The 12,403-nt window shown below is 66.0% G+C and carries 11 protein-coding genes; 1 reads left to right on the forward strand and 10 read right to left on the reverse strand.

What is annotated here, in order from left to right:
- Window positions 1-3 precede the first annotated feature (3 nt).
- Genes ACFQZZ_RS26010 through gmd form a run of 7 tightly spaced genes read right to left on the reverse strand, consistent with a single transcriptional unit; the run spans window position 4 to window position 8,578 of the window.
- On the reverse strand, window positions 4-1,293 hold the full coding sequence (locus ACFQZZ_RS26010; RefSeq protein WP_378685978.1) for a flavin-containing monooxygenase: 1,290 nt from the start codon (window positions 1,291-1,293) through the stop codon (window positions 4-6).
- Window positions 1,290-2,855, reverse strand: coding sequence for a glycosyltransferase family 87 protein (locus ACFQZZ_RS26015; protein ID WP_378685980.1), 1,566 nt, complete (start codon window positions 2,853-2,855; stop codon window positions 1,290-1,292). Before ACFQZZ_RS26015 ends, ACFQZZ_RS26010 begins: the two co-directional genes overlap by 4 nt.
- A gap of 58 nt (window positions 2,856-2,913) precedes the next feature.
- On the reverse strand, window positions 2,914-4,092 hold the full coding sequence (locus ACFQZZ_RS26020; protein WP_378685983.1) for a nucleotide disphospho-sugar-binding domain-containing protein: 1,179 nt from the start codon (window positions 4,090-4,092) through the stop codon (window positions 2,914-2,916).
- A gap of 5 nt (window positions 4,093-4,097) precedes the next feature.
- Window positions 4,098-5,291, reverse strand: coding sequence for a class I SAM-dependent methyltransferase (locus ACFQZZ_RS26025; protein WP_378685985.1), 1,194 nt, complete (start codon window positions 5,289-5,291; stop codon window positions 4,098-4,100).
- Window positions 5,284-6,231, reverse strand: a complete 948-nt coding sequence (locus ACFQZZ_RS26030; RefSeq protein WP_378685987.1) for a GDP-mannose 4,6-dehydratase — start codon at window positions 6,229-6,231, stop codon at window positions 5,284-5,286. Before ACFQZZ_RS26030 ends, ACFQZZ_RS26025 begins: the two co-directional genes overlap by 8 nt.
- A 1-nt stretch (window position 6,232) precedes the next feature.
- Window positions 6,233-7,501 carry a class I SAM-dependent methyltransferase gene (locus tag ACFQZZ_RS26035; protein WP_378685989.1) on the reverse strand — a complete coding sequence of 423 codons (1,269 nt, stop codon included), beginning with the start codon at window positions 7,499-7,501 and terminating at the stop codon, window positions 6,233-6,235.
- Between the two features lie 54 nt (window positions 7,502-7,555).
- Window positions 7,556-8,578, reverse strand: coding sequence for a GDP-mannose 4,6-dehydratase (gene gmd, locus ACFQZZ_RS26040; RefSeq protein WP_378685991.1), 1,023 nt, complete (start codon window positions 8,576-8,578; stop codon window positions 7,556-7,558).
- A gap of 86 nt (window positions 8,579-8,664) precedes the next feature.
- Here gmd and ACFQZZ_RS26045 point away from each other — a divergent pair, with 86 nt between their 5' ends.
- A complete protein-coding gene (locus ACFQZZ_RS26045) occupies window positions 8,665-9,423 on the forward strand; it encodes a polyprenol monophosphomannose synthase (RefSeq protein ID WP_378685994.1) in 759 nt (252 codons plus the stop codon).
- Here ACFQZZ_RS26045 and ACFQZZ_RS26050 read toward each other — a convergent pair.
- Genes ACFQZZ_RS26050 through ACFQZZ_RS26060 form a run of 3 tightly spaced genes read right to left on the reverse strand, consistent with a single transcriptional unit; the run spans window position 9,401 to window position 12,372 of the window.
- A complete protein-coding gene (locus ACFQZZ_RS26050; RefSeq protein ID WP_378685997.1) occupies window positions 9,401-10,126 on the reverse strand; it encodes an NAD-dependent epimerase/dehydratase family protein in 726 nt (241 codons plus the stop codon). The two genes, ACFQZZ_RS26045 and ACFQZZ_RS26050, sit on opposite strands and share 23 nt — an antisense overlap.
- Complete coding sequence (locus ACFQZZ_RS26055) at window positions 10,126-10,539, reverse strand: cupin domain-containing protein (RefSeq protein WP_378685999.1); 414 nt, start codon at window positions 10,537-10,539, stop codon at window positions 10,126-10,128. The genes ACFQZZ_RS26050 and ACFQZZ_RS26055 overlap by 1 nt, the downstream gene beginning before the upstream one ends.
- 15 nt (window positions 10,540-10,554) lie before the next feature.
- A complete protein-coding gene (locus ACFQZZ_RS26060; RefSeq protein ID WP_378686002.1) occupies window positions 10,555-12,372 on the reverse strand; it encodes a thioesterase domain-containing protein in 1,818 nt (605 codons plus the stop codon).
- Between the last annotated feature and the right edge of the window lie 31 nt (window positions 12,373-12,403).

Raw genomic sequence — 12,403 nt, forward strand, 5'->3', positions numbered from 1 at the left:
CTTTCACTTCAACAGCTTCGCGTGCTTGCGCAGCTGGTTCACGTAATCCTGTTTCTCCACCACGAGCGGGTATTGCTCGGCGTGGTATAGACGCAGTCCGGCATACAGATCGGGCTGCTCACCGCGGGTAGCGCGTACGAAGCGCTCGATCCGTCGCGGCCCAGCCGCTTTCGCCTGCACATAGTCGGCGACGAGTTCGGCCTGGTGCGCGTAGACATCCCAGTGGGAGCCGATCGGCCGCACCATCCCGACGACGAACAGGCCGGGCGCGCCGGGCGGAAAGATGTTGAGGTACAGTCCCGGCCGCAGCGCCCCCTCGGCCCAGTTGAGCTGCGCGCGGTCGACCACCGGATAGTTCGGCACGAAACCCGTTGCCAGGATGACCATGTCGACCTTCTCCTCGCTACCGTCGGCGAAGGTCACTCGGTCGTCCTCGATGGAGGCGATACCGGGTTTCGGCATGATGTCGCCGTGCGTGTAGTAGTGGTGCAGCTGATCGCCCAGCATCGGAATGACGATGCCGTTGTCGAAGTCGGGCACCGGCAGCCCGAATGACCGGGATCGGCGGCGCAGGTAGGAGAACAGCGTCTGGAAGGCCCGCTTGCGCATGGGCCGCCACATGCGTCCCTGCAGCATGCTGTCGGTGGGCCGCCCGAGTAGATACTTCGGCATGCAGTAGAAGCCACGCCGACTGCTGTGCAGGGTGAGCGCCGCGTTCACCGCGCAGTCGGACAGGATGTCGGCCGCCGACTGCCCGGCGCCCACCACCAGGACGCGCTTGCCGATGATCTGCTCCGGATGCCGGTACTCGCTCGAATGCAGCACGGGCACTGTGCTGTTGCCCGGGATGTCGATCCGGCGCGGGGTCCGATCGTGCCCGGTGGCGATGACCACGCCCGCGTACGACTTCCGGGTGCCGTCACCGAGGGTCACCTCCCATCCGGCGTCCGTTCCGTCCGCGGCGGGCTCGACCCGCCGCACCTCGGTGTTCAACCGGATACGCGGTGCGAGTTCGTTGGCGTCGGCGTAGTTGCGCAGATAGCGCAGGACCAGCTCATGACCGGGATAGTCGGGATAGTCCGCCGGCATCGGAAGGCCAGGAAACGCCTGTACCCCTTTGGAAGCGATCACATGGGTATTGCGACTGACCGGCGAATCCGGGCGGCGTGCGTCCCAGATCCCGCCGATCCCGTCCGTCGCCTCCAGCACCTCGAACGCGATCCCGCGCCCGGCGAACACCTGAGCGGTCGCCAATCCGGCCGCACCGGCGCCGATCACACAGTAGGTATTCATGCCGCACCGACCGGTTCTGCTTTCGACGCGCCGGCGCCGCGGGTTTCCTCGACCTCGGTACCGCTGCTCGCCCGCCAGGCCACCGCGAAGCAGGTGACGTAGATGATCGTCTGCGCGATCACGGTGAAGTACACGTTCTCGTTGTAGACCGCGACAATGAGCCAGGCCACGGTGAGCAGCGCGATGTTGCGTTTACTCCCCCGCATCAACCCGGCGTAGACCGCGAACATCCACACCGCGCCGACCGCGATGTACACCCACGGCCCGAACGGCGCCCGGAACGAGGCCAGCGTGAGCACCGCCAGCCAGATGGCGAGGTTCTCGGCCCGGAACCTGGCACCGTCGGCTCCGGCGCGCAGCCGCCGGTGGATCCGCACCGCGGTGACCGCGACCAGGATTACCAGCAGCAGCGTATAGATGTTGGTGATGAGCCGGGCGGGTCCGGTGGGATCGCCGATGTCCCAGCCCATGATGTTCGCCTTGTACGGCAGCCCATAGGGCGAGTAGTTGACCAGCTGATTGGCCCGTTCCACGAGAACGAACTGGTGGAACTCGCCACTGGCCAGCTTCTGCCAGGTGCCGTCGGACAGGAACAGCCGCCACGGCTCACGCCCGAAGATGAGCAGCGTTGCGAGCGAATAGATTCCGCAGAACGCCGCGGTCCATGCCGCCGGTCGCCAGCGTCGTTGTACGAGCAGATACACCAGCAGGATCGCCGGTGAGACCTTGGCGATGATCGCGAACGCCAGCGCCGCGCCGCCGAATATGTTGCGCCGCAGGTGGAACAACACCATGGCGCCCGCACCGCCGACGTACAGGATCAGCACATGGATATTGCCGATCTGCAAGGTCGCCAAGGTGGGCAGGCTGAGCCACACGACCGGCGTCAGTGCGGCGAGCACGCCGCCCTGCTTACCGCCCACCCAGCGGGCGATTCCCAGCATGCCGATCAACACGATGGCGACGTACAGCGAGTACCACAGAGCCCGCAACGTGCCGAAATCGTGGCTGAACACCAACAGCAGCCGTGGCAGCAGCAAGAACGGCGGCGGGTACAGATAGGCGTCCCGGTCCTGCGGTAGCACGCTCGGCAGCACCGAATCCGCCTGCGGCGACTCGTACCGGTGCCGGTTGTACAGGTTGGCCGGGTCGTCTTCGGCGACCATGGCGCCGCTGACATAGCCGGTCAGATGGGACTTCTTCACCAGGAAGTCGTCATCGGCCGACAGCGAACTGTCCACGTTGTTCGCGTCGAGAATGAACTGCGTCAGCCGGGCGAGCATGAGCACCACGGCGAGGATGACCACGCTCCACAGCACCCGTACCACGATCGGCTTACTGCGCACCACGTCCCGCCATTCGACGGGCACCGACGGCACGAACAGCACGAACAGCACTGCCGCGCAGAGGATTCCGAGTAGGGCGGTGGCCGCCCCCGGTAGTCCGGTGAGCGACAGCGTGATCATCACGACGGGGACGAGAATGCCGACGACGAACACCGCGTACATCGCGGCGTAATAGTCGAACGCGGCACGGAACCTGGTCCATGTCCTGGATATCATCTACAACCTGCGGCTTTCCAACGTCAGCGAGGTCCTGCCCGAGGACGTCGCGGTGGTCTTATCTGGTCCGCGCGCCGACGCGATCGGCGAGCTGCGGAACGACCTGCGCCACCACCTCGTTCGGCGTCGGCGCGTCACGGATATCGGCCCCGACCTGTTCGGCCGCGGCGCGGAACCCGGGTTCACGCAGCAGCGTCCCGATGGACTCGGCCAGGCCGTCCGTATCGGCTTGCGCGGCCGGGTCTTCGGCCGCCCGACCAACGCCCGCGCGCACGATGCCGCGCGCATAGTCGAACTGGTCGAACATCTGCGGCAGCACCAGTTGCGGCAGCCCATACCAACCGGCCGTGAGGCCGGTAGTCGAACCGCCGTGGTGCACAAGGAGATCGCACCCGGGCAGGAACAGTTGCAACGGCACCTCTTCGACGACGCGGACGCGCTCGGGCAGCTCACCGACCAGTGCACGATCGGAGGCGGAGAGCGCGACTACGATCTCGGCGTCCGCGACCTCCGACAGCGACTCGACGATCGCCAGCAGCGGGCGAGGCCCGGTCAGGCTCAGTGTGCTACCACCGAGACAGACCGCGATCCGCTTGCGCCCCTCATCGTTTCGATGCCAGTCGGGCAGCACGCCGGTCCCGTTGAACGGGATGAACCTGATCGGGGTGCCGGGCGGCGCGTCGGGCGCCTGCACGCTCGCCGGGCAGATGTCGAGCACGGCAACGGGGTCGGCCAGCGCACCACCCGACTCCGCGACCAACGCCGCGGTGCGTTCGGTGAACGGCCCGCCGGTCGGATCGATACCCCAACGGTGCACCAGCACAGGCAGATCCAGTACGGCGCCGAGTGCCCGCCCTACGGTCGCCAGCGGGTCGGTGAGGACGACGTCGGCGCCCCAGTCCCTGGCCACGTCGGCGAACACGTCGACGTACTGGGTCGCGTGGTTGTGCCAGTTCTGCGCGGCGATATGCCACAGACCCTGTCCCGAGGCCTGGTCCCGGTCCGCGAACAGCGGTAGCGGGAACATGCTCGGGTCGACCCTGGTACGCAGCTCGTCCATCGGCACGTTCAGCGCCGGCAATTCGACGGCGTTCAACCCGGAACGCCGCGCGGTGGCCGTGACGTCACTGCGCGAGGCGACCAGCACGTCGTGACCGGCCAGCCGCAACGCCCAGCAGAACGGCACCATCGCCAGCAGGTGCCCGGACGACGGTACCGGGACGACGAGGAATTTCATGCCCTTCACTCCTTCGGCTTCATCCACTCCATCGGATTGGTATGCCGGGGCACCCATGATGGAGCGGATTGCTCACTGTTGCGGCGCTTTTCGATGACGACGATGTTGTGGTAGAAGTGCACGGCGCCGATCCACTCGTCGTGCGGGCGGTTGCGCCGCCTCGCGTCCTTCTCGAATTCCTGGTGGTGCAGTGCGTCGACAAGTGTCTTGAGGTAGCCGACCGTGGTCGCCGGACTGTCGAGTTCGGTGCTGCTGCCGCCCCAGCCGGTCCAGTACGAGGTCTGGGTGTCCTCCACCACGTACAATCCGCCCGGGCGTACGTGGGCGAACAGTGCCTCGAACGAGGCGATCACATCGCCGCTGATGTGGCTGCCGTCATCGATGATGATGTCGAACGGGCCGAGCGAGCCACCGAGATCCGCGAGGAACACCGGATCGCCCTGGTCGCCTTGCAGTGGCTGTAACCGCGGTTCGGCGATGCCGGACTTGTCGAAGTAGTCCAGCCCGTACACCATGCCGCGGCGGAAATACTGCTTCCACATGCGCAACGAGGCGCCGCCGACGTTCGGCGCCTGATAGCCGCCGATACCGAGCTCCAGCACCCGCGCGCGACTGTTGCGCAGCGGCGCGAAATGCCGCTCGTAGTGCTGGGTGTACCAGTGGCCGCCCCACTTGTCCGAGCCGAACCGCAGCGACAGCGCGCTGAGGTCGTAATGGTATGTGGTGCAGGCGGTCACGATGCCGTCGGCGGCGCGCGCCGCGGCATCGCGGGCCATCCGCCACGGGTCGTCCGGCGCGAAACTGCCCGGCCCCGGCTCGTCCTTCAGCGCGATCGAGCGGGTGCCGATCTCGACGTCGGGCGGCCCGTACACCGCGCGCAGCAACTCCACCAGATCCTGCCGCACCACCAGCCACGGATCCTCCAGGGTGCCAGGGTCGACGGCGGGGTCCTCCGCGCCGAAGGTGACCAGATAATCCAGTTGCTTACCCTCATGGGTCAACTCGAACACCGCCATGACCGGCTGACTCGGCGCCGAGCCGTCGCGGGCCCGCCACGCGATTTCCTTCAGCACCGCATCGATCACCGTTTCGGTGCCGATCTCGCCGAGTCGTGCCGCCGTCTCCTCGTAGACCCCGTCCGCGATGGAGATCAGTTGCGCGGCAAGGAGATTCTCGTCGTTCAGGTTCACATCATCCATCCGTTCCGCCGGTGGCCACCGGCCTCGCTTCATCGACCAGGCGCACCCCTTCGGCCACGAGCATGGCTCGAACCATGCCGCGGAAATCCACCGAGTGCCGCCATCCTGTCCGCTCGCGCAACCTCCCCGCGTCGCCGACCAGCGGCTGCTGGTGGCGGGTCAGCACGGAAGGGCGTTCGCGGACGTGTTCTCGCCAGTCCAGCCCGGCCATGCCGAACGCGGCCGCGCAGAATTCCGCGACCGTGTGATACTCACCGGTCGCGACCACGAAGTCGTCGGGTTCGTCGAGCGCGAGGATCCGGGTCATCGCCTCGACATAGTCCGGCGCGTATCCCCAGTCCGCGCCCGCGTCGAGCCGGCCGAGTACCAGCTCGTCCGCCGCGCCACGTTGAATCCGGGCGATCGCCCGCACGATCTTGCGGGTGACGAATTTCTCTGCGCGCAAAGGTGATTCGTGGTTGAACATGATACCGGTCGACACGAACACGCCGCGCGCCCGATAGGCCCGGCAGGCCAATAGCCCCGCGGCCTTGCTCACCCCGTAGATCGAGTGTGGCCGCAACCCGCTGTCCTCGTCCCGTATGGTGCCGTCGCCGGGTCCGAACACATGTGACGAGGCCGCGTAGAACAGCCGGGTGCCGGTCTCGTAGCGGTCGATCGCCTCCGCGAAGTGCTGCACCGAAAGCGTGTTCACCCGGTGCGAGTCGCGGGCCAGCTCGCGCGGATCCACCGGCGGATCCTCCGAGGAATGCTGGACGGCCGCGAGCAGGTACACCTGCCGCGGCCGCTCGGCCACGATCAGCCGCGCGACCGATTCCGCGTCGGTGATGTCGACCGGCCCAGCGCGGCTGAGCGGGAGCACCTCGTGGCCACGCGCGCTGAGCAGGTTGGTCAGCAGCGTGCCGTCCTGTCCCGACGCGCCCGTGACGACGACGGTCATCTCACACCACCTCCAGCTCCGGCAGTGGGAATACGAGATGCCCACCGGCGGAGCGGAACTCGCGTTCGCGTTCGACCATCATCGAGCGGAAATGCCAGGGCAGCACGAAGTACTGGTCCGGGGCCTGCTCGCGCGCCCGCGCCTCGGACACGATCGGGATTCCGGTGCCCGGGGTGAACTTTCCGAACTTGTCGTCGTTGACCTCCGCGATGCACGGCAGGTCCGACGGCCCGATCCCGCAGTGTTGCAACAACACATTGCCCTTGGTGGATGCGCCGTAGCCGAACGTGCGGAGCCCGGCCTGCTTCGACCGGTCGAAGAACTCCCTGACCTGCTCCCGATGCTGGTCGACCCGCTTCGCGAAATCGGTGTAGATCTCCGGTGTGTGCAGGCCGAGACCGGCCTCCTCGGTGCGCATCCGTGCCAACTCGCTCGCGTCGGCGGCGGTCGGGGCGCCCCGCTTGCCCAGCGTCAGCGCGAAACTGCCACCGTTGATGGTGTTGCGTTCCACCTCCAGCACCACGAAGCCGCACCGCCGCGCCATCCACTCGATCTGGTCGAGGGTGTAGTACTCGAGGTGCTCATGGCAGATGGTGTCGTAGGACGTGGTGGCCAGCATGGCGGGCAGATAGCTCTGCTCGAGCACCCAGATGCCGTCATCGGTCAGGGCGGCGTATACGTCGCGCATGAACTCCAGCGGGCTCGGCACGTCGTAGAACATGGCGATCGAGGTGATCACCTTGGCCCGCCTGCCGTTCAGCAGCGAGGCAACCAGGTCGCGCGAGAAATAACCGGTCGCCAACCGCACATGCGGGGGGTAGAACTCCCGGAATTTCTCCCCCAGCGGATCGATCCCCAGCACGGTCGCGGCGTCGGCCGGGTACCACTTCAGCAACGTCGCATCGTTGCTGCCGATGTCGATCACCACATCATCGGGTCCGAGGTCTACCCGCGCCCGGATCCGCGACACCCGATGACCGAGATGATCGATCATCGAGCGATTCAGGCCGGAGCGGTATCCATAACCGGCGGAATACATTTCGTCGAAATTCGCGGTGTGCCGCAACTGCACCAGCCCGCACTCCTCGGCTCCGGTGCGCACACAGCGCACCAGCTCGAGCGGATAACGCGGCACCCCGAGCGGGTCGGTCGCCGGAAACACCCCGGTCAACGCCATCGTGCCGAGATCGACGACCGTTTCCAGGCGGGTGTTCTCGCACACCCGGCAGCGTTCGATCTGGCATGATCGGGGCCCTACATGGTTACGCACGCTGCCTCCTCCGGGCCTGACCTCTCATGCCGTGGTCCACCGTCAACGCCTCCGTCACACGTTCTCCATATCATGGGCGACCATCAACTGCACCAACTCCGTGAAACTCGTCTTCGGCTCCCACCCGAGCTTCTCCTTGGCCTTACGCGGATCGCCGGTCAAGTGGTGTACCTCGGCGGGTCGGAAGTAGGTGGGATCCACCTCGACGAGCACCCGCGAGGTGCGCCGGTCGATCCCCTTCTCCTCGAGTCCGGTTCCCTCCCAGACCAATTCGACACCGGTTGCCGAAAACGCCACCTCGCACAGCTCCCGAACGCTGTGCGTCTCCCCGGTCGCGATGACGTAGTCGTCGGGCTCCGGCTGCTGCAGCATCAACCACATCGCCTCGACGTACTCCTTGGCATAACCCCAGTCCCGTCGTGCGTCCAGGTTGCCGATGAAGAGCCGGTCCTGTTTCCCTCGAGCGATCCGCACCGCACCGCGAGTAACCTTCCTGGTAACGAAAACCTCTCCGCGCCTGGGTGATTCGTGATTGAACAAGGTCCCGTTGACCGTGTACATCCCGTAGGCCTCGCGATGGTTCACGGTGATCCAGTACGCGTAGAGTTTCGCCACCGCATACGGCGAGCGCGGATGGAACGGTGTGTCCTCGCTGAGTGCGACATCGTGCAAGCCGCCGTACAACTCCGATGACGACGCCTGGTAGAACCTGGTCGCGATGCCCGTCTTGCGGATCGCGTCCAGGATCCGAAGGGTGCCGATCGCATTGGTCTCCGCGGTGAATTCCGGTATCTGGAACGAGATGTGCACATGCGACTGTGCGCCGAGGTTGTAGATCTCGCTGGGTAACACCTCTTCCAGAATCCGATTGAGGCTGCTGGAATCCATGAGATCGCCGTAATGGAGAAACAACCGGCGTTGCGAATGCGTATCGGAATAAAGGTGGTCGATGCGATCGGTATTGAAATTCGAGGCACGCCTGACTATTCCGTGGACCTCATATCCTTGTTGTAGCAGAAATTCGGTCAGATATGACCCGTCCTGGCCGGTGATGCCGGTTATCAAAGCCTTCCTCATCAAACCTCCAACCAGAGACTAACGGTTGTCGAAATCATCGGCAATACCCTACATTTCAGTCGCCGCACGTACTAATATTTGGTCGCATGAGCACGGCCTCCGAGAGAACTCTGATAATGATTCCGACCTACAACGAGCGCCGCAACGTGGGGCCGTTGCTCGCTCAAATACTCGACCAGGGCACCGATTTCGATGTGCTCTTCGTCGACGACAACTCCCCTGACGGCACCGGTGAACTGCTGGATGACCTGGCCGAGGAGTACGCTCCGCGCATTCAGGTGCTGCACAGGCCGGGTCGCCAGGGCGTCGGCTCCGCGCACCAGGCCGGTATCCGATGGGCCTATTCCGAGGGATACGACAACATCATCACGATGGATTCGGATTTCGCACATCCGCCGTCGTATCTGCCCGCCCTGCGTGCTGCCGCAGCCGGTTTCGATATCGTGGTCGGATCGCGGTACCTCAAAGAGGACAGCCTGGCCGACTGGACTCCCTTCCGTAAGATCCTCACCCGCGTCGGGCATTTCCTCACCGTGACACTGTTGCGGATGCCCTACGACGCCACCGGCGCTTTCCGATACTACCGGCTCGGCACCGTTCCGGTCGGCGCTTTCGACCGGGTGCGGTCCACCGGATACTCGTTCTTCTTCGAAAGCCTCTACATCATGAACGCCAACGGTTTCCGTATCCAGCAGATTCCGATTCACGTGCTCAACCGCACGGCTGGTGCGTCGAAGATGCGCACCCGGGACGTGGCGACCAGTGTTCGATTTCTGCTCGTGCTGTGTGCGGAGAAGTACCTCCGGCCGAGCAAGCACCGCATCAGTTCGGCAGCCCGCCATTGATCCGCCTCCTCGAAAGCCAGTCGATCACCGTCGCCGCGTCCGGCCAATCGGACTCGGTGGCGGTGGTAGGGAATTGGTCGTCGACGTAGTCCTTGGCGAACTCCGACCGCGACCCCACCGCATCCCGCACCTCGGCCAGCGTCACCGCGGTACGCGCACCCACCTCACGCAGCCCGGTGCCGCCCGCGTGACCGGCGATCCATTCGGCGCACCACTCCACGGGGGCGAAGCTCTGGCGGGATCGCCCACTGGCGAACACCGGACGGTCGGCAGCCAGATCCGCCAGCACGCCCTTGCGGTAGTCGCCGCCATACATCGGGCCGAGCCGCACGATGAAAGTGTCCGCGCCGGTGCACAACTGCTCGGCCGCGGCGCGATTGCGGCCGTACACGGTGTCGAGTTGCGTCCGGGCGGAGATGCTGCTGATCTGGACGAACCTGTCCCACGTCCACTCATCCCGCAGCCGCTCGGTCCCGGTCACCGTCTCGTTCTGGTCGGCGGCCGGATTATGTTCGGCCCAAAAGCGTTTCGACGGGCACGCGGCATTGACCAGCACGTCGTATCCGCCCGCAGTACGCAGCCGCTCGTGGTTCGTGCGGACCACGGGCACCACCTCGTAGTCGCGGCGCCTGCCGAATGCCTCGACCAGCGTCGCACCCACGTAACCCGCGGCGCCGACAACAGCCACTCGTAGCCGGGACATCACCCGTTGCCTTCCAAGGTATGTGGCAGCGGCGCCACCTGGACGATCGGCGGATCGCACTCGTCCCACGGCTTGGTCAGCATCGCGATGAACGTCAGCGGCGTGATCGAGTACACCGTGTGCATCACGCCGATCGGCGTGCGGGTGCAGATCCCCTTGGACACGTGGATGAACTCCTCCTGGCAGTTCGGATCCTCGTGGTCGTCCTTGGTGACCAGCACGCCATTGCCCTCGACGAACAGCAGATACTCGACGAAGTGCGGGTGATAGTGCAGGCCGCGCACCTTGCCCGGATGCATGTAGATCAGATTGAACTCCAGCAGCGGTTCCGGTGGCACCCAGGTGAAGATGCCGCCGCGGCCGTCGCGGACGGTGTCGAGATTGCAGGACGGAGTAAGGACTTCGACCTTCATGGAGTGATCCCTTCATCAGGCGGGTACCGCGTTCGGACGGACGGCGAGCAGCTTGTCCGCGATGGAGTCGACCAGCGCGTCGCGCTGGTCCAGGAGGAAGAAGTGGCCGCCGGGCAGCAGCTCGGTGGAGCCGGCCCCCGGCAGCACATCGCGCCACGCCTCGAGCTGCGTGGCCGCCACCTGGCGATCGTCCCGTCCCCCGTAGAGGTGGACCGGGCAGGTCGGCGGCGGGTGCGGGACGAACCGATAGTCGTCGAAGATCTCGAAGTCGCTCCGCAATGCAGGCAGGAACAGCGCCATCACCTCCGGGGTGTCCAGGACCTCAGGCGGGATGCCGCCGTAATGCCCTACCGCGGAGAGGAATTGATCATCCGACAGGCTCGACAGACGTCCCGGTCGCGGCAGGTGCGGTGCCACCGACCCTGCGAGGAACAACATCTCCGGGGCGATCCCGGAAGGGAGTCGACGCGCAACCTCGAAGGCGGTCAACGCGCCTAGGCTGTGGCCGAAAAATGCGAAGGGCAACTCGGTGAGCGGAACCACCTGTGCCACTGCCGCATCCACCAATTCCCTGAACCCGCGCATCGGTGTCTGTCCGAGATGCCGGTGCCTGGCGGGCAATTCGACGGCGCACAACTCCACCCAATCGGGCAACCGTGTCCGCCACTGCGTGTAGGCCGCGGCCTTCCCACCCGCGAACGGCCAGCAGAACAGGCGCAACAGTGCAGGGGTGGCCTGCCGCCGGTGCAGCACCAGCCGATCCGCGGTGTCGCCCCCGCTGAATGTGTTTGGTACGACCGGCCGTTCGGGTGGTTCGGGCCGCACACTCGGCGTGGTCGGCAGCGGCGGCGCGGGCCGCGCGCTGGGCATTCGCGCCGGGGTCGGCTCCGTGCGGGCGGCCACCTGCGATGGCTCGGACCTGAACACGGCGAGATCACCAACGGTCACCAGTCGTGACACCTCGACCCCGACTGCCGCGAAGAATTTCGACAGGGGCGCCGAGGGGCCGACCTCGACGATCGCCGTTCCGGTGCGACCGAGTGCTCGCATATTGTCCTGCCAGCGGACCGGCGCGCTGATCTGGCGGACGAGATGGTCGGTAAGTGTCTCGGGCCGGTGGAACTCGCCGGTGAAGTTCGAGGTCACCGCGGTCGCACGGTCCGCACGCAGCCGCGGAGCGCAGTCGGCGACGTACCCGGCGAATTCCGATTCGATCGACCGCATCAGCCGGGAGTGGAAGGGTGCGCTCACCCGCAGCGGAACGAACCGCAGCTCCGGAAGACGCTCGGCGAGTAGCACTCTGGCGGCCGCGACGGTCTCGGTGGCGCCGCTGATGACGAGCTGCTCCGGTGAGTTGTCGTTGGCAACCTCGGCGCCGACGCCGGCGACGAGTTCGGCCACTGCGTGCGAGGCGATGTCGGGCAGGATGAGTGCGGCCATCGCGCCACGACCCTCCGCCACCGCCCGCTGCATGAGCGCACCGCGGGCCCGCACCAGCCGGACCCCGTCGGCTAGCTCGAGGACACCGGCCGCGACCAACGCGCTGTATTCGCCGAGGCTGTGTCCACCGAATGCGACCGGCTGCACACCGCATTCGGCCGTCAGCACCCGGTGCGCCGCGATCTCCATGGTGAGCACGCACGGCTGGGTGTACTCCGTGCGATGCAGCCGCTGATCCCGTTCGACGCAGATCCGCAGCAGGTCCTCCCCCACGGCCTCGGCCGCCTCGTCGAAAGTCGCACGCGCGAGCGGGAATTCGGTGCAAAAGTCCGCGCCCATTCCGACCCGCTGTGCGCCCTGACCAGGAAATACGAGGCTACATTCGGCATTCATCGCACTACCTCCGCGGACCGGCAGTGCCCAC

Origin of the sequence: Nocardia sp. GCM10030253 (genome assembly GCF_042675075.1) — a bacterium.
Lineage (GTDB): Bacteria > Actinomycetota > Actinomycetes > Mycobacteriales > Mycobacteriaceae > Nocardia.